Source organism: Bacteroidota bacterium (assembly GCA_039714315.1).
GTDB lineage: Bacteria > Bacteroidota > Bacteroidia > Flavobacteriales > JADGDT01 > JADGDT01.
The window spans coordinates 43,683-68,415 of the sequence record JBDLJM010000003.1; the positions used below are offsets into that span (position 1 = coordinate 43,683).

Consider the following 24,733-nt stretch of genomic DNA (forward strand, 5'->3'; position numbering starts at 1 on the left):
TTTTCTTTATTAGTTAATTTATTCATCTCTAAGGGCTTCAATGGGTTTTAATTTTACGGCTCTTTGCGCGGGAACAATGCCCGCAATTGCTCCTGAAAAAATTAAAATTATTAAAGCGGTAATTGCTTTATTAAAATCTACTTCCGGTCTTGTAAACATCTGGGCATCTGCTCCTGATTGAATCAGTCCGTAATCTGCTAACTCAATAATCCCTACTCCTATAATTAGTCCTATATAACCAGCTATGGTAGTTAAAAAAATTGATTCCATCATTATCTGAATTCGTACATGTTGCGGAGTAGCTCCCAATGCTCTTTGAACTCCTATCTCTTTTGTTCTTTCTTTTACAACTATCAACATTATATTACTTACTCCAACAATCCCGGCAAAGAGAGTACCGATTCCAACTATCCAGATCAAAGTATCTATTCCAATAAACAAATTCGTCATCTTACTAAATTCCTTTCCCAAATCGAAAGAACCAATGGCTCTGTCGTCATCCGGAGAAATAGAGTGCCTATCTTTCATCAAATCCTTAGCCTTCTGTAAAACTTTAGATGCATCAAACTGAGGAAATGTGGTCATCGAATACCATCCTACTCTATTTCCGTAATTAAACGTTTGCTGAAGTGTTGTAAATGGAATTGTCACCTCCGAGTTCTCTCTTTCCGCCTGATTACCATTCCTTTTTGAACTTTGAACTCCCACTACGGTAAAACTAACACCGTTAATTTGAATTACCTCCCCAATTGGATTTTCATCCTGATTAAATAAATCATCCCTTACTTTTATTCCTAATACTGCAACTTTTCTTTTGGCCTCTATATCATATTTATTAATATACCTTCCCTTCAGAATATTAGACGGATCTATTAAATTGAGTTCAGGGTAATTTCCTAATATTGAATAACCGGCAGCCCTCTCTTTTCTGACAACATTACTGTTTCCTTCACGCGCATTAACTCTCAATTGCGGAGCTAAATATTCCAACTCTTTAATATTGGCATAAAGCGCTTCGGTATCATAATTATTAAACTCCACACGCCTTCCCCTGTCGAATCCTTTGTAAGGTAATGTAGTTGTTTGGCCCCACATAAACATACTGTTGGTAGACAAATCGCCCATTCCGTTTTTGGCACCATTCTCCAATCCCTTCCCGGCACCCAACATTATCACGAGCATAAATATCCCCCAAAAAACGCCAAAAGCCGTAAAGAAAGTTCTTAGCTTATTCTTCTTTAAAGAATAAAAAATTTCAGCCCAATTATCTCTGTCAAACAACATCATATTACTCGTCTCTTAATGCTACAACAGGGTGAACAGAAGCTGCTCTCCTCGCAGGAAAATAACCCGCCACCACTCCTGATAAAATCAAAATTAAAGTAGCAGCCAATGCCACTTGAATATTCACTTCAGGCTGTGAAAAATAAGGAGTTTCAGGAGGTATTGCCTTAGATATGGATTCAAGTAGAAGCACACCGGATACCAAGCCTAAATATCCCGCAAATGCTGTAATAAATACGGCTTCCTGCAGTACCATACTTATAATCGACCACGGTGTTGCACCTAAAGCCTTTCTAATGCCAATTTCCTTAGTCCTCTCTTTCACAACGATGGTCATTATATTACTAACACCAACTATTCCCGAAATAATTGTCCCTATACCAATTACCCATATAAAAACCCTTATACCGGCAAAAAGGCTCATCAGTCTCTGATAATTTTCAATACCGTTGAAAATAAATACAGCTCTTCTATCCTCAGGGTTGAATTTATGTTTTTCACCCAAAGTTTTTTTAATCAACTCAACAGTTTCAATACTCTGACGTGTATTTGAATTCCCCAACAAAAGAACTATATTTCCGACATCTTCACCCAAACCATAAATACGCTGGCCTGTACTTGCAGGGATATATACTCTGGTAAGATCTCTGTCTGAACCGGGATCATCAAATACTCCAACAACTTTAAACAATCCCCCCCCTAAATTGATATACTTTCCTATCGGTTCTTCATTTTTAAAAAGAGCTTCTTCAACCAGTCTTCCGATTGTTACAACTTTTCTTACTTCTTTTTCATCATTGTCATTCAATGAACGACCTTTCATCATTATAATAGCTTCATAATCCTGATTATGTGGTGATACAGAAAAAACTTGAAAAGAACCAAATTGATTTTTATATGAAATAGTACTAATATTTCTAATAACTTTTCTGGTAACACTTTCATCAACATTCTTTAATCCGTGCAACAATACCTTGTCGTCATTTTTGAATTGAATCCTTCTCCCCGGCTTCATCCCTTTATAAGCTTCACTGGTAACACCTGAATTTATAGAAATGTAATTTACAGCATCACCAACAAACTCTTTACTAACTCCATTTTCAAGTCCGTATCCTGAGCCTAATAAAATAATAAGCATAAATATTCCCCATGCCACAGAAAAACCGGTAAGAATAGTTCTTAACTTATTTTTCTTAATGGTCGAAAATATCTCCTGCCATTTATCTAAATCAAACATTTATACAGAGCTTGTTTTTATACTTTGACTTGTTAATTCATCAGCCGGTTGATCTATAATAACTCCATCTTTTAAATGGATAATCCTATCGCTCATCTCTGCAATATCCTGCTCATGGGTTATTACTACCAGGGTAATTCCTTCTTCATTTATTTCCCTGAAAAGTTTCATCACTTCATGAGATGTAATTGAATCCAGTGCCCCCGTTGGTTCATCCGCCAATATTACCTTCGGATTAGTTACCAATGCTCTCGCTATAGCTACTCTCTGTTTTTGTCCACCGGAAAGTTCTGTAGGTAAATGTTCTTCCCAAGGTCCTAAACCAACCTTCTCAAGATATTTTCTGGCAATTTTTGTCCTTTCGCTACGGGGTACTTTTTTATAGTATAGCGGAAGAGCTACATTTTCTAATGCAGTTTTATAACTAATTAAATTAAATGACTGAAATACAAAACCCAAAAATTCATTTCTATATTTTGCTGCTTTAGCCTCACTAAGCGAAGACATCTTTTTATTATCCAGTGTGAATTCTCCTGAATCCGGTTCGTCAAGAATTCCTAAAATATTAAGTAAGGTGGATTTTCCGGAACCGGATGATCCCATAATAGAAACAAATTCACCATTTTTCACATGCAAATCTATTCCCTTAAGAACCTGTAGAGTATTATTTCCCACGGAAAAAGATTTTTTTATTCCGTTAAGTTTTATCATAACATTCCTAGCATTGTAGTTAGTACCATTATTCATTTCACAATAAAGGCTTACAATTATAAGAAAATAACAGGCTTTTTACTCACAATATTCTGTTAAAAAGACGAAAATTACAGTGATCATAATTTAAATATTTTCAAGATATTTATCTTAGCAGAAATATTCAGAATTTCAATAATTATGGAGCACATAAATATTACGGTAAAAGGTAAAGTACAGGGAGTTTGGTTTAGGCAGTCTACAATGGAAAAAGCGATAGAACTCGGTATTAATGGATATACTATGAATCTAACGAATGGAGATGTTTTTATTGAAGCTGAATCAGATGAAAAAACCTTAAATCTATTTATTGAATGGTGCAAAATTGGGCCTGAAATGGCCAATGTTGAAAATGTTAATCTTGCTAAGTCTGATTATAAAGGTTTTAGAAGTTTTCAAATAGTAAAGTAATCTTTATTTAGATTCATTCTAATTTTATACTTTTGCTGAGTCAAATAGAAATTAAGACTCAAAAAGAGAAAGAAAAATGAAAATTGCATTTGCCACAGACGATAAAAAAACAATAAGTAAAATAACAGGAAGAGCAAAATGGTTTGCTTTTTATGATATTGAAAATGGAGATGTTAAAAGCATCGACTATATTGAAAACATCCATGAACATGATGACCACGACCACGATCACCATCACGGCCATGATCACAATCACGATCATAATCATGACCACCACCATCACGATGGACATGGACATGGGCACGGACATGGTGAAGGGCACGGACACGGTTACGGAAACCATGATGGTAAAGGACACGGCCTTTCTTTAGCTGATGGAAAAGGAGAAAACCACCACAACGGACATGAATATAAAAAAGTCCTGTATGAGATTGCCTCACGAAAAGCTCTTTTTATTACACGTCATTTAGGGAAGCAGTTCAGAAAAGGAGTGGAAGAACTCGGTATCGAATATAAAATGATAAAAGATGATAGCATCGAAGATGCTATAAAAAACTTATAGCATCTGTTTTAACAAAAAAATCCACGATCAATCGTGGTTTTTTTTTGTTATTTTTTACCTTTTACTCCATCGTAAAACTTATGCATAAATTCAAAGTCGGTATCTTTATTGCCGGTAGGATAAAAAGGTTTAGAAATTCTTACCTGTTTTTCTCCATAATCAAAAGCAACCATAATAATTGGAATTTCCGCACCGGAGGCAATCCAATAAAAACCTGTTTTCCACTTTTCAACGTCCGATCTTGTTCCTTCAGGAGCAATAGCCAAACGAAATTCATCCTCCTGCTTTATAATTTTTATAACCTGATCGACCTGATTATGGTTTTTATCTCTTTTTACAGGATAACCGCCGAGACCTCTAAAAATCCATCCCCATGGTGCTTTAAAAAGCATTTCTTTTCCGATAAAATTGATATGAATACCTGCAATGCTCCTGGTCAATAAGCCCAGTATAAAATCCCAATTAGAAGTATGGGGAACAACTATTACAACATACTTTTTTTGCCCAGGAAACTCACCAACTATCGACCAATTACACTTCTTGAATATCCACTTTGAAAATCCTTGCATCAGTATGGTTTTAACATTAATAAATTGGCTCTATTCTATTTTCAATCATAATTCTATCCCAATAGGACAGTGATCGGATCCTAAAATATCATTGAAAACATATGCATCTTTCAATTTCGGCAATAATACTTCACTTGCTAAAAAATAATCAATTCTCCAGCCAACATTCTTTACTCTTGCTCCTGCTCTATAACTCCACCAGGTATAAACATCTCTAATTTCGGGATAGAAATGCCTAAAAGTATCTTTCAAGCCGGAGTTTACAAAGTTATCGAGACCATCAATTTCAACCTGTGTAAAACCTGCTGATTTATTATAGTTTGCTTTTGGTCTCGCTAAATCTATTTCGCTATGCGCTACATTCAGATCGCCACAAACAACTACTGGTTTACTCTTCTCTAAATCCTTTATAAAAGACAAAAAATCAGCATCCCATTGCTTGCGATATTCTAATCTTGAGAGATCATTCTTCGAGTTTGGAACATAAACATTAATCAAATAGAAATCATCATATTCCAAAGTTAATATCCTGCCCTCCTGATCGTGCTCTTCAATTCCCATACCTTTCGATACAGAAACAGCTTCTCGTTTAGAGAGTACTGCAGTACCTGAATAGCCTTTTTTTACAGCAGAGTTTGAATATAAATGATAACCATCCATCTCGAAACTTTTCAGCACCTCAGCAACCTGATCATCTTGTGCTTTTGTTTCTTGAAAACACAACACATCGGCATTTAAAACCTCAAAAGATTTAAAAAAATCCTTTTTGGCTACAGCTCTGATCCCATTTACATTCCAGGAAATTAATCGCATTTTTTATTTATATTTATTTGGTGATATTTTCGTTAGGCTTATTTTTTATAGGTAAAGTTATTAAAAATTCAGCTCCTTTACCCTGTTCAGAATTTATTTCAATTGTACCGTTATGACTGTCAATTACTTTAAAAACAATTGAAAGTCCTAATCCGGTACCTTTACCAACATCTTTTGTAGTAAAAAACGGTTCAAAAATCTTCTTTTGATTCTCTTCGCTTATTCCGGGACCATTATCCTTAAAACTAAACTGAACATTCCCGCCATTTATAGCTTTAGCTGTAATTTTTATCTCTAAATCATCTCCTTTCTCGGCATTTTCCTTTAAAGCCTGAATAGAATTAGTCAACAGATTCATAAACACCTGATTCATTTTACTCCCATTACACTCCACTTTTGGAATAGCTTCAAAATCTCTGACAATTCTAACTTCATTTTTTGTCTGATTTGTTAATAAGGATAATGTTGAATCAAGTCCTTCCAACAAATCAGTAGCCTTAAATACAGCTTCATCAAGTCGTGAAAAAGTTCTTAACCCACGAACAACATACCTGGTTCTGTTTGCACCTTCCTCTATTCCGCCCAATAAATCATATATTTCATTAGAAGTGTACTCTATATCAAGATCCTCCTCAAGTTCTACAATCTTCAGATACTCTACATTCTCGGGCATCTCCTTACTTGCTACATCCTTATATCGCTTTAACACTTCCATAATATCGCTAACATCCTGAGATAGTGGCTTTATATTGGATAACACAAAGTTTATAGGGTTATTTATTTCGTGGGCAATTCCGGCAGTAAGCTGACCCAATGAAGCCATTTTCTCCTGCTCTATAAGTTTTATTTGTGCAGACTGAAGATTCTCCATGGTTTTGTTAAGCTCAAAATTGGTAGTTTCCAACTCTTCAGTTCTCTCCTGAACCTTTTCTTCCAGGATTACATTTTGTTCAGCAATAATTCGTTGATTTTCAGCCAAAGTATCGAGCTGTTGCTTCTGAATTTTTGCTTTTTCTTTTTTCAATAAATTTATACGATCGGCCAGTGCAAACGAAAGTAACATTACTTCAATTACTGTTCCTATTTGAAGAGTGTGATTAGTAAACATGTTGAACTCCAACAATCCCTGATTTTTCATCACATAAATAGTTATTCCAACAAGGAAAACTATCCACGAAACCAGGAAGAACCCGGCAGGTTTAAAACCTTTTTTCAAAACCATAATTGCAACCAGAAGTGTAAATATAGCTCCATAAGCTCCTCCCAAATCCAATAACTGGGTAGACATATTTATCTTTCCTACAAATACAAATATAAGAGCAAGCATATATATTACCAATAACCCCAAATAGCCTTTCCTCAACCTCTTCCCATAAATTTTAAGTTTCAAAAAATTATCAGCGAAGAATATAAAGAAGAACCCGGAAAGAGATGATAAGACGACTAAAACCTTAGTGTTAAATGATGGGTTTTCTCCAAAATACCTCAAAAATATTCCTTCAAGGCCTAACTGAGTCAATAATATGAATACCGTATATAAAACATAATACATATAACTGATATCACGGATAGAAATATAGATAAAGAAATTGTAAAGTATCATTGCGAGCATAAAGGTTGCATAGATTACTATCCAAATATCTTTATCATTATTTGCACTACTCAATTGAGAAAACTCTCCTATTACCAAAGGATAAGTAATTGCATAATCGGAAGACACCTCCAATAAAATATCTGTTACACTATCCTGAGCCAGATAAAATGAAAATTGTGTATTTTGAAAACTAACTTCTCTTTTGCTGAACGGATAGTCCAGTCCTGATTTATTATGCTTAATTATTTTACCATTATCTATCTGGTAAAAGTTAACACTATTAATAAGAGCCGAAGGCAGTTCTACAAAAAACTCATCACTCCCTGTATTATTTTTTATCCTAAGCTTATACCACAAACTCCCTTCAACTGAACCAAAATAGCTACCCTCCATGGGATTAAATAAGTCCCTGCTGTTTATAATGTCGTCAACATTAAATTTACCTTCTGAATCAATAAAGTAATCTACCGAGCTATTAACTATTGCTGTCTCCGTACTGTTAATTTCTATAGTACTTTCGGATGCAAATAAATTTGAGAAAACAAAAAAAGGTAGTAATAGTAAAAGGGAATAATAGATATTTTTCATTCGTTAAGGATTTAATATTTTAGTTTTCAGCCTGTCTTCATACTGTAAATAGCGCAAACTAAACTTATCTTAGCTAAATTAATATGTCTAAGTAATGTTTTATATTACTTGTATTTTGTGTAGCATAAAACACTATATATTCTTATTATTTAAATCTAATCCGTCAATAAAAAGTTCATAACTTACATCATATACATCTTTTCCTAAAAATATTTGCTCCTGTCTTTCCTGAACCGGCCTATTTCTAAGATCATTAATTACATTACGTTCATCATCTCTCGCTTTTACCAAAGAATCTGTATCATGCAAAACAACAACTGTAGCTTTCAGATCGGGACGCGGATAACTGAAAGACCCGTTATCTCCAACTGTTCTTAAAATCTCAAAGCCCATCTTAGTTGCTGTTCGCAAAGTCCAGGGAGCCATTAAACTGTAAAGAGTTTTTATTTTTAACTGGTTTGCCAGCGATACTCCGGCTTTGGCCAATGATGCTCTGGCCAACAATATAGAGAGACCTTTTCCTGCAAACTCATTGGCACTCCATAATCCGCATATTTCACCGGAACGGAAATTTCCCTCACTCCTGATAATGCCGTATATATTAGGATCAAGACGACCTACAGCTTCCTCAAGAGGCAACTCATATTCTCCATTTGTAACATGGATTCTAGCCCCTCCAAAAACCTTACCATCCTGCTCCAATATTATCACATAAACTTCGGGATTGTGAAACCAGCCGTGATCTGATGATGTAACTTTTTCAATACCTATACTAGCCAATACTTCCTCATGCCCCAAGGCAAATCTTCTACACGAATCTAGATCATCTATAGCTTTAAAAGCTCTAATTTTCATCTGTCTACAATTTTAAGTTTTGGTCAGGTGTAACTCGCATAACATTCATTCCCCTGTGTGAGAAAAATTTGCCCATGCTCGTTTCATCTCTCTTAATTTGTTTAATCGATCAGGCTCACCTTCAAAAGCGAGGCTGGTAATTAATTCATGATAATCATATTATTAAGTAAATAAAATCCCTCTCATGAATGCTTCATCGATATAAGTTTAAATAAATTATTTAATCAGTCTAACTAAGACAAAAACCTTAACTAAACAATAATTATCATACTATAAAATGATCATTTTTTCCTATTTCATTTTACTTTATGATACAATCTTATCACTATATTCAATGTAGTAACGCCCAGAGTTAACCTTTTCTCCAAGAAGTATCATACGCCCGGTACCGGTAGCCATACCCGCACCAAAACTTATGTCAGACCCCAATTGAGGCCAACTTTTTATGCTTTTTCCTAATTCGGTAAATGAATGTTTCATCTTATCAGAAACATTTTGGAAACTTACTATTTTTTGAAGTATTTTCAACTGTTCAGGACCAGAAAGTTTTGTCAAATTACTTAACTCCTCATCTGTGACAAATCCATGAAACAGCGGACGGAAATTCTCAACGTCAAACCTCTCAATATCAAGCATTCCACGATCATTTGTTTCCATTACAACAGGAATTTTATAGTTGCGGGCTTTATATCTTGATAGTACTTTTATGTCGAAACCGTCACTTTCTTCAAAAAATAAATCAATTTTAACTCCATCGTCGAAGAATTCATCCATATTTTCCTGAGTTAATCCATCCGCAAAAACTTTAACTTTTATAAAAGGATCAATCTCTGATATTTGACGGGCGGCTGAAATAACTTTTGGCACACCCAATTCATCAATGCCAACCTTAAGTCTGTTTAAGTTAGCCAGTTCTATAATATCAAAATCCGCCAATCTGATTTCTCCACAAATTCTCTCAAGGGCAGCAGTGATGGCAATTTCTCTCCCTACAGACAGTCCTACAATACCGATTACTTTTGTTGACAGAATCTGCTGCTCTTCATCCGTTATCTTATACTTATTTCTATTAGTACGTAATTCTACAAACTCTTTTTCTTCCAATGTATGTACCAAAACGTTTTTCCACGGATAAAATACCCAAAGACCATATTGTTTGTCAGCACATTCTTTCACGAATTGATTAAACTTTTTCTCATAATCAATTTTATTGTTCAATAATTCCAGATTATTTATCATGAAGTGTTCCGCCAGCTGTTTATCAAACTCATCAACAATAGCTGGGCTTTCCCCTTCTATCAGTGATTTTAACAATTGATTATCGGATGGATTACCCGTGTAAAATAAAATTGGTTTAAAAAGATTTTGCACTTTATTGTTAACCTTATTCATTTTTGTATATTTTTATGAAATATTTTACCGTAAGTAAAATTAAAATTGTTGTTTTACAATAAGTGAAATTTAATATTTTTTTTATACAATGAATAAGGAAATTAAAGTTCTATACATAGATGATGAAGTTCACAATTTAACTGCTTTTAAGGCAACATTTAGAAGGGACTTTAAAATATTCACAGCAAGTTCTGGTTTTGAGGGAATAAATATTCTTGAAAACAATGAGATAAATGTCATTATTACGGATCAACGAATGCCGCAAATGACAGGAGTTGAGTTTCTCGAATACATCATACCTATCTACCCCGACATAATGCGTATACTTTTAACCGGATACAGTGATATTACAGCGGTTGTTGATGCGATAAACAAAGGTAAGATTTTCTATTACCACCAAAAGCCATGGGATGAAAACGAACTTAAAATAACGATTGAAAATGCTTTTCAACTCTTTAAACTTAGAAGAGAAAATAAAGAGCTAACTGAAAAATTACAGGTATCGAATGAACAACTTGAATTTATGTTAAGACAAAAACTGTTATAAAAGTTTTATATAAATATAACCTTACATAAAAATGGTGAAAGTTTTTTCTTTCACCATTTTTCTTTTTTATAACTTATTCAATATAATTTAAACACTTTGTTTAAAATATTATCAGGCATCATTTTTCCCCAATAATCTTTTTAATAAATCCGTATTATTTTTCAGCTTATATTTTATCCATCTTACATTATCACTTTTATACCAAAAGAAAAATTTATGCTGATCTTTTTTATCCTCTTTCGATTTGGCCGTAAAAACCGGCTTTAAAGTATAGGGATGATACCCTGAATAATACGACACTGTTGCAACAGTCATTGGTGTTGGAGTAAAATCCTGAACCTGTTCTAACTGAAACCCTAAATCTTTAGTTTCTGCGGCAAGGTTCGCCATATCCTCCAATGTTGATTCAGGATGAGAAGAAATAAAGTATGGTATTAACTGGAGCTTCAGGCTCTTTTTAAAATTAATGGAATCGAACTTTGCTTTAAATTTTCTAAAATACTTAAATGATGGTTTTCGCATCATCTTTAATGTATTATCAGAAGTATGTTCAGGTGCAACTTTCAACCTACCTGAGACGTGTCTGGTTAAAACCTGATCCAGATACCTGTCCATATCTTTTTCATCTCCTTCCTTATTGAATTCTTTTACCAGAAGGTCATAACGTATCCCACTTCCAATAAATGCTTTTTTAATTTCGGGATGTGAATCAATCTTTTTATATATCTGAGTTAGCCCCTCATGCGATGTGTCGAGGTTTTTACAGACAACAGGACTTATACAAGATGGTGCTTTACATTTTTCGCAAATAGACAGATCTTTACCTTTCATCTTATACATATTTGCTGAAGGCCCTCCTATATCAGACAAATACCCCTTAAAATCAGGCATCTTAGTCATTGCATCAACCTCAGCCAGAATTGATTTTTCTGATCTTGAGGCAATAAATTTCCCCTGATGAGCCGAAATTGTACAGAAACTACAGCCCCCAAAACACCCCCTGTGCAGATTTACAGAAAACTTAATCATTTCATACGCGGGAATGGCTTCCCTGTTCTTATACTTTGGATGAGGCAATCGGGTATATGGTAAGTCAAATGAATAATCAATCTGCTTTTCAGTCATCGTAGCATAAGGAGGATTAATGACCAAATTCTTATCTCCAACTTTCTGAATAATTCTACGTGCTTTTATTCTATTTGATTCAATCTCTACAATTTTGAAATTTTTTGCAAACTTCAACTTATCATCCAGACAATCCTGATGCGAATAGAGTTCAACATCTTCCACTTTTTTATTCCGTGGCAAACCTTCAAATTCTTCAGTAAGTACAGCAGTTTGCTTAACAGTCTTTAAAGATTCAAATGGCACTCCCCTTTTTAGCAACCTCAGAATTTCACGAAGCGGATTTTCGCCATTCCCATATACCAAAATATCAGCTCCACTATCCTCAAGAATTGTGGGTTTCAGTTGATCCGACCAATAATCATAATGAGTTACACGTCGGAGCGATGCTTCTACTCCTCCAAGAATTACAGGCACATCAGGATATAACTTTTTTAAAGTTTGGGTATAAACAATACTGGCATAGTCGGGTCTATAACCTTTTTCTCCTCCGGGAGTGTATGCATCATTCGACCGCAACCTTTTTCCGGCAGTATAATGATTGACCATCGAATCCATATTCCCTGCGGTTACTGCAAAGAAAAGATTTGGCTTACCAAACTTTTTAAATTCATGTAAATCATCACGCCAGTTAGGTTGTGGAATAATCCCAACCCTGAAACCTTCAGCCTCAATTATTCTACCTATCACAGCAGCTCCAAACGAAGGATGATCAACATAAGCATCTCCGGTAATCAAAACAACATCAAGATCCTCCCATTCACGGAGTTTCATTTCTTTTTTCGTAATTGGCAACCAATCTGATAATCGAGGTTGTAGATTCATATTTCTCTATTCAAAAAATTCTCTGCGAAGTTAAGAATAGATTTTGAACTTAAAGATTACTTCTGATAAGTTGCAATTATTACCTTTGGAACATGGAAAAGCATGAGATTTACATGAGGCGATGTCTTGAATTAGCAGAAAACGGCCTTGGAACAACAAGTCCTAACCCTATGGTTGGTTCTGTAATTGTTCACAATGACAAAATTATTGGTGAAGGATGGCACAGAAAAGCCGGAGAAGCACATGCCGAACCCAATGCCATTAATTCTGTTAAAAATCAGGAACTCCTCAGTGAATCTACTATTTATGTCAGCTTGGAACCATGCTCTCACTTTGGAAAAACCCCACCTTGTACCGATTTAATAATTGAAAAAGGGATTCCGAATGTTGTAATAGGTATTATGGATCCATTTGCAAAAGTTTGTGGAAACGGAATTAACAAACTAAAACAACAGGGACACAATGTTACAGTAGGAGTACTTGAAAAAGAATGTGAAGTTCAAAATAAACGCTTCTTCACTTTTCAGAAAAAAAAGCGTCCTTATATAATATTAAAATGGGCAGAAACCAATGACGGTTTTATTGATATTGTCAGAGACGATAATGATGAAAATAAACCAACATGGATTTCCAATAAATTCTCCCAACAATTGGTTCATAAATGGCGTAGTGAAGAAGATGCGATCTTAGTTGGAACAAATACTGCTATCAATGATAATCCGAAATTAAATACCCGAAGTTGGGTTGGTAAAGATCCGGTGAGGGTAGTTATGGACAGAACACTGAGGATTCCTGAAGATAATTTCCTTTTTGATGATACTATAAAAACTATAGTAGTTACAGAAAAGAACAGAGAAAATTTAAACAATACTATTTACGAAAAAATCGACTTTTCTGAAGACAAAGCACTGGAATATTTAATGAATATACTTGTAAAGCACGAAATTCAATCAATAATAATCGAAGGAGGACTACATACTTTGCAAAGCTTTATCGACAGTGATCTATGGGATGAAGCCAGAGTATTTGTTGGGAATAACAATTTTAAAAAAGGGATAAAAGCACCGGTTATATTTACTGACAATCAACTCATTGAAAAAGTAGGTAATGACCGTCTAAAGTATCTATTCAAATAAAAACACACCAAACTTATCAACAATATATTCCAAATATCAATTCTTCTTATATATTTGCAAGCCTTAAAAAAATAAGACGATTATGATAAAAAATTGGTACACCTGCAAGGTGAAATATATGAAGATTGATGACAATGGGAATGAATCAACTGTAACTGAAGCTTACCTGGTTGATGCAATGTCATACACCGAAGCGGAATCGCGTATTTATGAGGAAATGGAACAACGTGTACGTGGTGAATTCAGAATTGTAAATATAGCTAAAGCTAATTATTCGGACGTTATGGCCGACGAAGAATTGGTTGACTGGTATAAGGTTAAACTATCTACTATTGAGTACGATGAAGAAAGCGACAAAGAGAAAAAACACACTAATTACTATCTTATTGCTGCTGACAGTTGTAAACAAGCCATTGAAAGAGCAGAAGAATCAATGAAGGATGTTGGAGTTGACTTTGTAATTCCTGCCGTGAACATTGTTCAGTTAGTAGATGTATTTCCATATAACGAAGAGTCTAATTTAACTCCTGTCGAGAAAGTTGCAGAAGGAGAAGAAGAAGAAGAAAAAGTTGAAGCATTTGATCCTGAAACAGGAGAAGTGATTGAGGCATAATCTACAATAAAACTATATCAAAAGTTAGTCGTCATCTCGAGCGAAGTCGAGAGATCTCATGATGTTAAGCAGTAACACTCACCAGATTTGACTTAGTCGAAATGACGGTTAACTTAACTTCTGATATAGCCTTAACTTATTAAGATAACTATATCTTATATCTTATACCGGTATATATATTTCGTCCAAACACCGGTCCCCAAACCATAGACGCATCAAAATATTCACCAAAAGGGTTGTCGGAAGAAATAATCGGATTGCTTTGTTTAAAATCAAAGAGATTTTCAACACCTATATACAACTCCAGTTTCTCGCTATACCACGATTTACTAATCTGAGAATTTACAATGAAAAACGAAGGTGAATAATCAGGCATTCTATACTCTACCGGATTAGAAGATGTACCAGGTATTCTTTTACTGCTTTGCCAGCTTGTTGTAAAATCAAACTTCCATTTACTATTTGTAGCATAAGCAAGGTTTACAAATGCCCGATGTGGCGATAGTAATGGTTTAGACATAAACTCAGTTTTATAATCAGTCTTAACTTCATTAAATCTGTATGCCAAACGCACATCAAACCTTTCAATAACTTCCCAGTCTGCCTGTAATTGTATTGAGTGTGAAAATGATCTTCCGTCAAGATTATAAAAGCTCAGCTCCTTTGGGCTACTATCGTAATCAACTACTATTTTATTTTCGAAATTTGTAAAAAAGTAATCGACATTTAGAGTTAAATTCCTATTATTAATTTCAATCCCTTTCGAATAGTTCAAACCATAACTCCAGGCAACTTCAGGACTTAGCCCATAAGGATTATCGGAATCTGTAGAATTGATAATAAACCTTCGCGACGAAGCCATTGCTCCGATATTTTCGGCAAAGATACTTGCTGTTTTTTGCCCTCTACCCATCGATAAGCGAAAAACCGATTTATCGGAAACTGCATACTTCAAGTGCAACCGTGGAGTAACAAACACTCCAAAATTATTGTGATTATCTACTCTCAGTCCCAAAACACCGGTAAACTTTTCACTCCCTTTATATGTGTATTCTGTAAAAGCGCCTACAACATTTTCTCTCCTTAAATATGTGCTGCTTTCAAAATCCTCATTATAATTATCATACATAAAGCTCAAACCTGTCTTTATCTCATGCTTTTCATTCAATGCATTTTGATAAATAAAATTTGAGTACAAGGAACTCTGTTTAGCATTGTAAATTCTAGGTCCGAAATTAGATTCCTGATTGTGTAATATCCCCGAAATTTGAATTCCAAAACTGGATTTATCATCAATTACTTTACCTACTTTAAGCCAGGAATCTATTCGATCGGTTTTTAATGACGAATTCCAAAAAACATCACTATTCTTCTCGTAATAATTTACCTGTCCTCCTTTTTGGTTCAGGGAAAGCCCTTTTATTCCAAATTGTCCCTGCCATCCATCATGTCCGTTATATTTCCACCTGTTCAATACAATAATCTGATCGCCAAAGGGACTATCCAGAAAACCATCATTGTTCTTATCCCATTTTATAGCTCTGGTATTTCCGTGCAATAAAACAGCAGTACTTAAATTTTCATTCAGCTCAATTCTGAAATTTGCATTTGCCTCTACTCTGCCCATTGCATTCGCATAAGCATTTAATCCTAATTTCTCTCCGGAATCAGGCTTTTTTAACTCTGTATTTATCTGGCCGGTTATACTCTCAAAGCCGTTGATTACTGAACCGGTCCCCATATTTAGTTGAATGCTTTCTATCCATGAACCAGGAGTATAAGTCAACCCGTAAAGAGCCGACAAACCACGGGTTTCAGGCATATTCTCTCTGGTTATTTGAACATAACTTCCGGCAAGTCCCAACATTTCTATTTGTTTTGTACCACTTACCGCATCAGTTGAACTAACTTCGACTGATGGAGTTGTTTCAAAACTTTCGGACAAATTACAACATGCAGCTTTCTGCAACTCTTCTTCGCTGATATCCTGTGTTTTTAACGTTTTCAAAAAAGATATGCTTGTTGATTCTTTCCGATAAGAAACAATTACCTCATCAAGTAATTTATTTTGAGAAAAAACAACCTCCACAAAATTTTTATCTCCAACTAAAACATCCTTGGTTTCATATCCGACAAAGCTTATTAATACTCTATCCGAATTATCTGTTCTCGGCAGTACAAATGTCCCCTGCTTACCACTTACAACACCATCTGTTGTACCTTTCCAGATAATATTTACACCTTCTATGTATTGTTTTTTTCCATCGAAATCCGTTTCCCATACTCTACCATGTACATGATCGGAATGGTCATCGCTAATATCTTCATCGCGATAATGACAACACATTGGAAGATTTTCGTAAACCTCATCCGGAGCTTTATATTTTTCGGTATCATGTCCAATATCAGCGATTGCACGTTGAACTTCATCAACATTACTTCTATCTCCATCGATTTCGAGTGATATTTCTTTTGAATTTTCATTCCATTTGGCTGCTTCTACATAATCAAACTCCAAAGCAGTCTCCTCTATTCTATTTTTACACATTTCGCAAGTACCATCAACTTTAAATGTAATCTTGTTTTGAGATATTATTGTACCTGAGAATAGTAATATAATAAACAGAAAGGTGATTCTTATATTTTTTATATTTTCCATATTTTCATAATTAATTATAAAGGCATCTAAGGTTTAGATTTCAATTAGAAATCAACGCATTAGACATCCTCAATTTTCAATAAATCCTAATTAATTATGATAATTGCGGAGGGTCAAGTATCCTTGATGTTGTTGAATAGGAATATAAATCCTTGTGAATAAAATAAGGAGTATAAGTTTCATCTTCTACTTGCTCAATAATAGTACTTAAAGATAAAACAAAGGGGGTACTACAGCAATCCTGATAACAAAATGGAGAACAAAAATCGTGATGCTCTGTCTCTGAATTCTGATCGTGACTCATATCAGAACTACAACTGTGAATTTCATTTTGCTCCATATAACTACCTGCCTCACAATCTGAATATACAGAAAGAAAGACAACTACTACAGACAATATGTAACTCAACAGTTTCACGGGTGTTTAATTTTATGTTTTGGTCATCACTCTAAAGCGTGACAGGTATGTTATCCCCATAATATTCATCCCGTTTGGTCACGGCATAGCCGAGATGGAAATTTCATATTACTTTAGTAACATATGCTACAAAGTTAATTAGAATTACTCTAAATAACAAGCTGATATAAAAAAGAGAATGTTATTGCGTAACATTCTCTTTTTCAATTACTATTTTACTTTTCTGCTGTCAATTTTGCTATTTCAATAACAACATCTTTCGCTTTCATCATCGATTCCACAGGAACAAACTCATATCTACCATGAAAATTATGGCCTCCTGCAAATATGTTAGGACAGGGTAAGCCCATAAATGACAATCTCGCCCCATCAGTACCTCCTCTAATTGCTTTGATTATCGGTTTAACACCAAGGTTTTTCATTGCCTGCTCAGCGGTTTCAACTATATGAATGTTTGGTTCAACCTTTTCACGCATATTGTAATACTGATCTTTTAATTCCAGTACAACGGCCCCTTCTCCGTATTTATCTTTAAAATCATCAACAAGTTTGGTCATAAATACTTTCATATCTTCAAACTTCTGACGATCATGATCTCTAATAATATATTGCAGAGTTGTATCTTCTACTTCTCCATTAACACTCAACAAATGATAGAAACCTTCATATTTAGTTGTCTTTTCAGGAACTTTTTCTGCGGGCATTGCCATCATAAACTCAGCGGCTCTATTCATAGAGTTAACCATCTTGTTTAAGGCATATCCGGGATGAACTATCTTCCCTTTAAAATGTACTTTAGCTCCGGCAGCATTAAAATTCTCATATTCCAACTCTCCTATTTCCGATCCATCCATTGTATAGGCCCATTCTGCTCCAAATTTATCCACGTCAAAAAGATCTGCTCCTCTTCCTACTTCTTCATCAGGAGTAAATCCAATTCTTATTTTTCCGTGTTTAATAGAATCATCGGCAATCATCTCTTCCATCGCAGTAATAATTTCAGCTATACCTGCCTTATCATCTGCTCCCAAAAGAGTTGTTCCGTCAGTCGTGATCAGAGTTTGTCCCTTATAATTTAAAAGCTCCGGGAATTCAGCAGTGGTCATTTCTAACTCTAATTCTTTATTTAAAACTACAGTTTCACCATCATAATTCTCCCGAAAAATAGGTTTTACCTGTTTCCCTGAAAAATCAGGACTGGTATCATAATGTGCGATAAACCCAATTGTTGGAACCTCTTTATCTATATTACCGGGAAGAGTTGCCATTACATATCCATTATCGTCTATACTAACATCCTCCATTCCGATACGTTTTAATTCATCGGTAATATAATTGGCTAAATCCCATTGTTTATCTGTACTGGGAATTTTTTCAATTTCCGGTTCTGATTGAGTATCAAAACTCACGTAGTGCAAAAATCTATTTACTAAATTATTCATGTCGGTTATTTATATAAATTCCAGACAAAGGAATAAAAAAAATCGCTACCAAAATACTTCGACAGCGATTATAATTACTTAATAATAAGTTAAAGTTATTAAAGCTTGCCTCTTTCTATATAGCCAAATAATCTTTTGTTCTTAATCATACGAGCTACCCCCTCAGGTAATTTATCTTCCCAGCCTTCTTCATTATTTCGTATCATTTTCAATACATTTCTGGAATAAATTCCCAAAACCTCTTTGTCGTAGTCCTTAATATCAACAATTCGTTTATTTAACTTAAAAAACTTGTACAGATCCTTAAAACGTGGATGTACCTGTATATTCTCTGAGGTTAATAAACCATCCCCCTCAATACGCTCAGGGTACAAATAAACCTTTAAATCCTTCATAAATAATTTTCCAAAGGCTTCAAGAATTCCTCCGCTCAGATCTCTGTAATATTTTTCATTAAATACTTCTACCAAATTCTTTGCCCCTAGCACTATTCCCATTCTAGCCTTAGAAAAGGTCGAAAAATACTCTATTAACTTATAGTATTCCGAAAAATCAGAAATCATAACCGATTGTCCCAAGGAACAAAGTAAGTCGGCTCTATCCAGGAAGTCTCTCTCATTTATCTCGCCTGAAGCCATCAGATTTGACAGAGTAATTTCGGTAATTACATGTGTTTTTTCAGGATCGACCTTCTTCTCGGCTATAAACATTTCATAACCTTTCTTTAAAATATCGGTATTTACCTTTGTTACCGGTCTGAAACTTCCTCTAATAGCCAGAATATTCTTTTTATAAAGCTGCTGTGCAGGCAATAAGTTCACTCCTTTTGGACTGAACAAAACGGCTTTAGTCATTCCATTCTTAACCAATTGAAGGCTCATCAGTCTATTATCAACATACATAAACCTCGATCCTCTGAAGTTGATCATATCAATTTCTATTTGATCTTTTTCCAGATTATCATAAAGAGATTTCAATAATTCCTTGGGAGTGTCATTATAATAGTATGCTCCATATAAAAGATTCACTCCCATTACCCCTAAAGTTTCCTGTTGCAATCGTGTATCATTTTCATGGAAGCGCACATGGATCATAATTTCATTATAATCTTCTAAAGGGTCTATCTGAAACTTTATTCCAAGCCATCCATGACCTTTATACTTTTTAGCCCAATCAATAGTTGTTACCGTATTGGCAAAAGTAAAAAATGTTTTTTTTGGATGTTTTTCTCTAGATAATCTTCTTTCCAAAAGATCTACTTCCCAATCCAACATACGTTCCAACCTTGCTTCGGTAACGTATCTACCATCGTTTTCAATTCCATAAATAGAATCTGAAAAATCTTTATCATAAGCAGACATTGCCTTAGCGATAGTTCCTGAAGCTCCACCTGCTCTAAAAAAATGCCTTACAGTTTCCTGCCCCGCTCCTATCTCAGCAAATGTTCCATAAATCTTAGAATCAAGATTTATTTGCAGTGCTTTTTGCTTAGATGTTAATATCTGTTCCATTTTTGTAAAATCAGAATCTTAAAATTAAATAAATATTAGATATTATTAAATTTTAATTTAAAAAAAAGCAAAAGAAAAAAGCTGAATCTACTTAAATTTCGATACAGCTTTCCATAGTTTAACCTAACCACCTATATTTTAATAATTGTTATAAAACAATTAGCTTTGTTACATAACATAACTACTATCGAAAGTAACACATAATTTATAAAAATGCAAAAAAAACACTTTTTTTATTTAAAATTATTACCATTTTTAGCCTTAACCCTAATAATTATTAGCTCTTACCCTTATTTATTAAAATCATATGCAGACTTTTTTAGCATAAATAATTACAGTAGGGGCGCTGATGCTATACTTATTTTAGGAGGAAGTGCCGACTCAAGAGCGAAAAAAAGTGTTGAACTTTTAAATAATGATTATGCAAAGAAAATTTTAATAACCGAGCCTGCAGCTCCAATTAGAGAATACCAGGAGATATGGGTTTCTGAGTTTGATAATTTAAGGCGAATACTGAAATATGAAAAAATACCCTATGAAGTAGTACCAAATTTTAACGGCGGTGCCAGAAGTACATTCGACGAAGCCAAAGATTTATTAAAATACTTAGAAACAACCCCACTAAAAAAAGTAATTATTGTAACAGACAGCTTTCATACCCGGAGAGCCAAATATGCCTTTGATAAAGTATTTATAGATTCTAACTGCAAAACTATCATTGAAATTGCAGGAGCCAAAAACGATATATACGATGAAACTAATTGGTGGAAAAGTGAAAGAGGATTAAATGCCTATGTCAGTGAATTTTTTAAATATATAATATACATCACAACTAACAATGGTATAGAAGGAGTAAGTGCTGAATAGTATTTGCAAAAAAAAGTAGGAATCAAAACTCTTTAAGCTGATAATATCTCAATTATCATAATTGTTTGTAAGCTCGATATGTTGTAGTACTTTTGCACAAATTATATAAGAAGATGAAAAAAAGACTATACAGGAATCTGGTTCTTGCAGTAATTGAATCACTGGAGCATATATTTAAAGAAGAAATGTATGCTGATAAGGTAATAGAAAAAGCCTTAAAAAAAGACAGCAGATGGGGATCAAGAGATAGAGGTTTTATTGCAGAAACAGTTTATGATATAGTACGCTGGAAAAGAATTTATTCGGAAATAGCAGGGGTAAAAGAACATTATACTAACAAAAATGTTTGGAAAATGTTTGTTGTTTGGGCTACAATGAACGACTATTATCTACCGGATCAATGGCCAGAAGTAGGTAATCAAATACCCGAAAACACAATAAAAAAGACTTACAACAGGCTCCGTGAAGAAAGAAAGTTCAAAGAATCGATCCCTGACTGGTTAGATGAATTGGGTGAGAAAGAGTTAGGCGAAAAGTGGGATAATGAAATTAAGGCTTTAAACGAACAAGCTCCGGTAGTATTACGTGTTAATACACTAAAAGCTACCATTGATGAATTACAGGCTTCTCTTCAGGCAGACGGTATTGAAACAAAAAAATTAGACAATTACCCCGATGCTCTTCAGCTTATTGAAAGAAAGAATGTATTTACATCTAATGCCTTTAAAAATGGCTTTTTCGAAATACAGGATGCTTCATCACAGCTAGTTGCTGAATTTTTGGATGTTAAACCCGGAATGAGAGTAGTTGATGCCTGTGCCGGTGCAGGAGGAAAAACACTTCATTTATCTTCATTAATGGAAAATAAGGGATTAATAGTCTCAATGGATATTTATTCCGGCAAATTGAAGGAACTTAAAAGGAGAGCCAAGCGAAACGGAGCTCACAATATAGAAACAAGAGAAATTACATCGTCGAAAGTAATTAAAAGGATGCAGCAATCAGCTGACAGAGTTCTACTTGATGCTCCATGTTCAGGATTAGGAGTTCTGAAGAGGAACCCTGATGCCAAATGGAAATTAAAGCCGGAGTTTTTAGATGAAATTAAAATAACTCAGGCTGATATACTTGACAGGTATAGCAAAATGGTAAAAGTTGATGGAATACTTGTTTACGCCACCTGCTCTATTCTTCCTTCGGAAAATGAAAATCAGGTTGAAAAGTTCTTAGCTAACCATAAAAATTTCGAATTAATTAAAGACAATAAAGTTTCTCCATCCGAATCGGGTTATGACGGATTCTACATGGCCCAAATAAAAAGAATTAGCTAGAGAAACATTATATTTTTCAATAAAAAAACAGCTCAATTTATTCAAAAATTGAGCTGTTTTTTTTTGCTAATAAATTATTCCAACACTACTCCTCTACCGGAAAATCCTTTTTCTCATAAAGAACCAAATCAACACGCAACGGTTGGTTGGGTTTTATTTGTTTATCTTCCAGGTCCAAATCTCCATGTGCCAATCCCGAAGGAAAAATTAATATTCCCCTGCCGGGACCTTCAATATCCGATCTTGGATCATAATTAACATTGTCTGTCGGAACAATACCTGTATTGAAATGCTTTAAACCTAATCTAATACCATTAATCCTGGATTTAATTTCAAGCTCTAATGCTTCCGGATCGTCTTTTGATGAAGAAAGTTCACTATTGTCTAATAAAAACTCCCGGTAATCAACAACCATTAAATCTTTGGCTTCACTTTCATCTTTATTTTTTCCTTCTTCAACCTTAATATAATAGGAATAATAAACAACCCCTCCGGAAGTAATTGTATCCTTTACTGCAATATCGGTAAGAGTTGAATCTCCTTCATTTGCAGGAACTATTTCCCAGTTAATATGGGTTATAAAGTCATTTGCGTATAAAGAAGAATCAAGTTTGTGTGTACTAAGGTACTCCTGAATTAATTCATCATCAATTTTTGACTGTTCTGCAACAGATATCACCTCGTTATCAACACAAGATATAATTGATAAAAAAAGAATTATCAGAAATAATATGTTACTATTTTTATTCCTCAACAGTTTCAACAGTTGTTTTATTATAAATTACCATATCAAAATGTAAAGGCATCCTTGATGTTTGCGTTACATCGCCTGCATCGCCAATTGCCAAACCTGATGGTATTAAAATTATCGCTCTACCCGGTTTTTCAACTATACTCCTGTATGTATCAGGAAGTGATGGAGGTGTAGCATTTGGTAAAGTGCCGGTATGTAAAATTTCCAATATTAATTGCCATCCCTTATAAAGAGACTCTGTATCATATGTAAACTTTGTAGCATCCAATTTGCTACCCGTAGTTTCAAGTATTGATCCTGATAAATATGAAACAGTATAATCAGCATGGAATTCATCAGTCTCTTCCACAAAATCGCTGCTTCCTCCCTGTTCTACAAAATGATAATACATTTTATAATTTATTCCATTCTTTACATTCTCTATTACATTAGCTCCCATTATATCAAATAATGATTCTGTACCTTCAGGATCATCTTCTAATATCTCTTCAACTTTCCAGTCTATATTATTCTGCCAAACTCCATCCAGAAAAACAATTTTATGAGTTTTCATATACTCAACAATTTCTGCGTCATCTGCCAGGGCTTGTTCTGCAGGGCTTAACGGTTCTTCTTCCTCATCCTTATTACACGATATAGCTAAAGTAAATATAGCAAAAAGTAAAAATATTTTTTTCATTTTTATAAATTTAATTAAATAGGATAAATCGTATTCACAAGACAAAATTTATATTCCCTTTCAGGTCAATTGTCATGCTCCTTTCATCTATTCTGTAATATATTAATTGTTGTTAAGTTAAACTCTAATCTTCAAATTTTATTGTGAGTAAATCTTCACGTATATTTGGCGACGCAAGATACAATTTTTAGACAATTGAAGCATTCATAAGTATTTTTTTACTAATGAAGAAAAATGACAATAATGAATGTGACATTTAAACTTTGATTATTAAATAATTAAGGTGAAAAGCATATGAGAATAGATAAATATTTGTGGAGTATAAGGGTTTATAAAACCAGAAGTCAGGCTGCTGAAGCATGTAAAAAAAACAGGGTAGTTATTAATGATATACCTGTAAAATCATCAAGAGAAGTTAAACTAAATGAGATTATCAGAGTCAGAAAAAATCAAATTAACTACGAATACAAGGTTCTGGATATCCCGAAAAGCAGAGTCGGCGCAAAACTTGTCGCAGATTACTGCATTAATGTTACTCCAAAAGAAGAAACGGATAAACTTGATGTATTAAAATACTCAAAAAACTATTTTAGAGATCGGGGTACAGGTCGACCTACGAAACGAGACAGACGCGATTTAGACACTTACTTTGAAAAAGACGAAGATGATGAATGGGATGATTTATTAAAGTAACTGAAGTTTCCCATGTCTTGTTTTTTTGCGCTATTTCCGGCTATCCGCTATAGCTTTGTTTGGCAAGATGCATTGGCA

At 34.3% G+C, this 24,733-nt stretch carries 23 protein-coding genes; 8 read left to right on the top strand and 15 right to left on the bottom strand.

Features of this window, described 5'->3' with window-relative positions; translation table 11 throughout:
• Positions 1-18: 18 nt before the first annotated feature.
• The 3 genes from ABFR62_00910 to ABFR62_00920 are packed head-to-tail and all read right to left on the bottom strand — an operon-like array spanning position 19 to position 3,232.
• A complete protein-coding gene (locus ABFR62_00910) occupies positions 19-1,287 on the bottom strand; it encodes an ABC transporter permease (protein ID MEN8136976.1) in 1,269 nt (422 codons plus the stop codon).
• Between the two features lies 1 nt (position 1,288).
• Positions 1,289-2,521: an ABC transporter permease gene (locus tag ABFR62_00915; GenBank protein ID MEN8136977.1), complete on the bottom strand. Its 1,233-nt coding sequence runs from the start codon at positions 2,519-2,521 to the stop codon at positions 1,289-1,291.
• Positions 2,522-3,232: an ABC transporter ATP-binding protein gene (locus tag ABFR62_00920; GenBank protein ID MEN8136978.1), complete on the bottom strand. Its 711-nt coding sequence runs from the start codon at positions 3,230-3,232 to the stop codon at positions 2,522-2,524.
• 180 nt (positions 3,233-3,412) lie between these two features.
• Here ABFR62_00920 and ABFR62_00925 point away from each other — a divergent pair, with 180 nt between their 5' ends.
• Both ABFR62_00925 and ABFR62_00930 read left to right on the top strand, forming a co-directional pair.
• Complete coding sequence (locus ABFR62_00925) at positions 3,413-3,682, top strand: acylphosphatase (GenBank protein MEN8136979.1); 270 nt, start codon at positions 3,413-3,415, stop codon at positions 3,680-3,682.
• 76 nt (positions 3,683-3,758) lie between these two features.
• Positions 3,759-4,244, top strand: coding sequence for a hypothetical protein (locus ABFR62_00930; GenBank protein ID MEN8136980.1), 486 nt, complete (start codon positions 3,759-3,761; stop codon positions 4,242-4,244).
• 47 nt (positions 4,245-4,291) lie between these two features.
• Here ABFR62_00930 and ABFR62_00935 read toward each other — a convergent pair whose 3' ends face one another.
• From ABFR62_00935 to ABFR62_00955, 5 genes are all read right to left on the bottom strand, one after another.
• Entirely contained in the window at positions 4,292-4,813 is a 522-nt protein-coding gene (locus ABFR62_00935) for a 1-acyl-sn-glycerol-3-phosphate acyltransferase (protein ID MEN8136981.1), read from the bottom strand.
• A gap of 45 nt (positions 4,814-4,858) precedes the next feature.
• On the bottom strand, positions 4,859-5,626 hold the full coding sequence (locus ABFR62_00940) for an exodeoxyribonuclease III (protein ID MEN8136982.1): 768 nt from the start codon (positions 5,624-5,626) through the stop codon (positions 4,859-4,861).
• A 13-nt stretch (positions 5,627-5,639) separates the two neighbouring features.
• Entirely contained in the window at positions 5,640-7,808 is a 2,169-nt protein-coding gene (locus tag ABFR62_00945; GenBank protein ID MEN8136983.1) for a 7TM diverse intracellular signaling domain-containing protein, read from the bottom strand.
• A gap of 132 nt (positions 7,809-7,940) precedes the next feature.
• A complete protein-coding gene (locus ABFR62_00950) occupies positions 7,941-8,663 on the bottom strand; it encodes a hypothetical protein (protein MEN8136984.1) in 723 nt (240 codons plus the stop codon).
• A 306-nt stretch (positions 8,664-8,969) separates the two neighbouring features.
• Complete coding sequence (locus ABFR62_00955) at positions 8,970-10,055, bottom strand: ThiF family adenylyltransferase (GenBank protein ID MEN8136985.1); 1,086 nt, start codon at positions 10,053-10,055, stop codon at positions 8,970-8,972.
• Between the two features lie 88 nt (positions 10,056-10,143).
• Between ABFR62_00955 and ABFR62_00960 the strand changes: the two genes are divergently transcribed.
• On the top strand, positions 10,144-10,602 hold the full coding sequence (locus ABFR62_00960; GenBank protein MEN8136986.1) for a response regulator: 459 nt from the start codon (positions 10,144-10,146) through the stop codon (positions 10,600-10,602).
• A gap of 111 nt (positions 10,603-10,713) precedes the next feature.
• Here the strand turns inward: ABFR62_00960 and ABFR62_00965 are convergent, their stop codons facing one another.
• Positions 10,714-12,552, bottom strand: a complete 1,839-nt coding sequence (locus ABFR62_00965) for a YgiQ family radical SAM protein (GenBank protein MEN8136987.1) — start codon at positions 12,550-12,552, stop codon at positions 10,714-10,716.
• Between the two features lie 92 nt (positions 12,553-12,644).
• On the opposite strand from ABFR62_00965, the gene ribD reads away from it, so the two are divergent.
• Both ribD and ABFR62_00975 read left to right on the top strand, forming a co-directional pair.
• Positions 12,645-13,688 (top strand): bifunctional diaminohydroxyphosphoribosylaminopyrimidine deaminase/5-amino-6-(5-phosphoribosylamino)uracil reductase RibD, encoded by a 1,044-nt coding sequence (gene ribD / locus ABFR62_00970; protein ID MEN8136988.1) that lies wholly within the window; start codon positions 12,645-12,647, stop codon positions 13,686-13,688.
• A gap of 82 nt (positions 13,689-13,770) precedes the next feature.
• Entirely contained in the window at positions 13,771-14,301 is a 531-nt protein-coding gene (locus ABFR62_00975; GenBank protein ID MEN8136989.1) for a DUF4494 domain-containing protein, read from the top strand.
• 148 nt (positions 14,302-14,449) lie between these two features.
• Here the strand turns inward: ABFR62_00975 and ABFR62_00980 are convergent, their stop codons facing one another.
• The 4 genes from ABFR62_00980 to ABFR62_00995 all read right to left on the bottom strand — a co-directional run bounded on the left by ABFR62_00980 (position 14,450) and on the right by ABFR62_00995 (position 20,331).
• Positions 14,450-16,960 (bottom strand): TonB-dependent receptor, encoded by a 2,511-nt coding sequence (locus ABFR62_00980; GenBank protein MEN8136990.1) that lies wholly within the window; start codon positions 16,958-16,960, stop codon positions 14,450-14,452.
• Positions 16,961-17,054: 94 nt separating this feature from the next.
• Positions 17,055-17,369, bottom strand: coding sequence for a hypothetical protein (locus tag ABFR62_00985; GenBank protein ID MEN8136991.1), 315 nt, complete (start codon positions 17,367-17,369; stop codon positions 17,055-17,057).
• 224 nt (positions 17,370-17,593) lie between these two features.
• On the bottom strand, positions 17,594-18,820 hold the full coding sequence (gene pepT / locus ABFR62_00990) for a peptidase T (GenBank protein MEN8136992.1): 1,227 nt from the start codon (positions 18,818-18,820) through the stop codon (positions 17,594-17,596).
• A gap of 98 nt (positions 18,821-18,918) precedes the next feature.
• Positions 18,919-20,331, bottom strand: a complete 1,413-nt coding sequence (locus ABFR62_00995) for a TonB-dependent receptor (GenBank protein MEN8136993.1) — start codon at positions 20,329-20,331, stop codon at positions 18,919-18,921.
• Between the two features lie 213 nt (positions 20,332-20,544).
• Between ABFR62_00995 and ABFR62_01000 the strand changes: the two genes are divergently transcribed.
• Positions 20,545-21,198 carry a YdcF family protein gene (locus tag ABFR62_01000; protein ID MEN8136994.1) on the top strand — a complete coding sequence of 218 codons (654 nt, stop codon included), beginning with the start codon at positions 20,545-20,547 and terminating at the stop codon, positions 21,196-21,198.
• 113 nt (positions 21,199-21,311) lie between these two features.
• Complete coding sequence (locus ABFR62_01005) at positions 21,312-22,529, top strand: class I SAM-dependent methyltransferase (protein ID MEN8136995.1); 1,218 nt, start codon at positions 21,312-21,314, stop codon at positions 22,527-22,529.
• An 85-nt stretch (positions 22,530-22,614) separates the two neighbouring features.
• Here the strand turns inward: ABFR62_01005 and ABFR62_01010 are convergent, their stop codons facing one another.
• Both ABFR62_01010 and ABFR62_01015 read right to left on the bottom strand, forming a co-directional pair.
• On the bottom strand, positions 22,615-23,283 hold the full coding sequence (locus ABFR62_01010) for a hypothetical protein (GenBank protein MEN8136996.1): 669 nt from the start codon (positions 23,281-23,283) through the stop codon (positions 22,615-22,617).
• On the bottom strand, positions 23,273-23,962 hold the full coding sequence (locus ABFR62_01015) for a hypothetical protein (GenBank protein MEN8136997.1): 690 nt from the start codon (positions 23,960-23,962) through the stop codon (positions 23,273-23,275). Before ABFR62_01015 ends, ABFR62_01010 begins: the two co-directional genes overlap by 11 nt.
• 294 nt (positions 23,963-24,256) lie before the next feature.
• On the opposite strand from ABFR62_01015, the gene ABFR62_01020 reads away from it, so the two are divergent.
• On the top strand, positions 24,257-24,655 hold the full coding sequence (locus tag ABFR62_01020) for an RNA-binding S4 domain-containing protein (GenBank protein MEN8136998.1): 399 nt from the start codon (positions 24,257-24,259) through the stop codon (positions 24,653-24,655).
• Positions 24,656-24,733 lie beyond the last annotated feature (78 nt).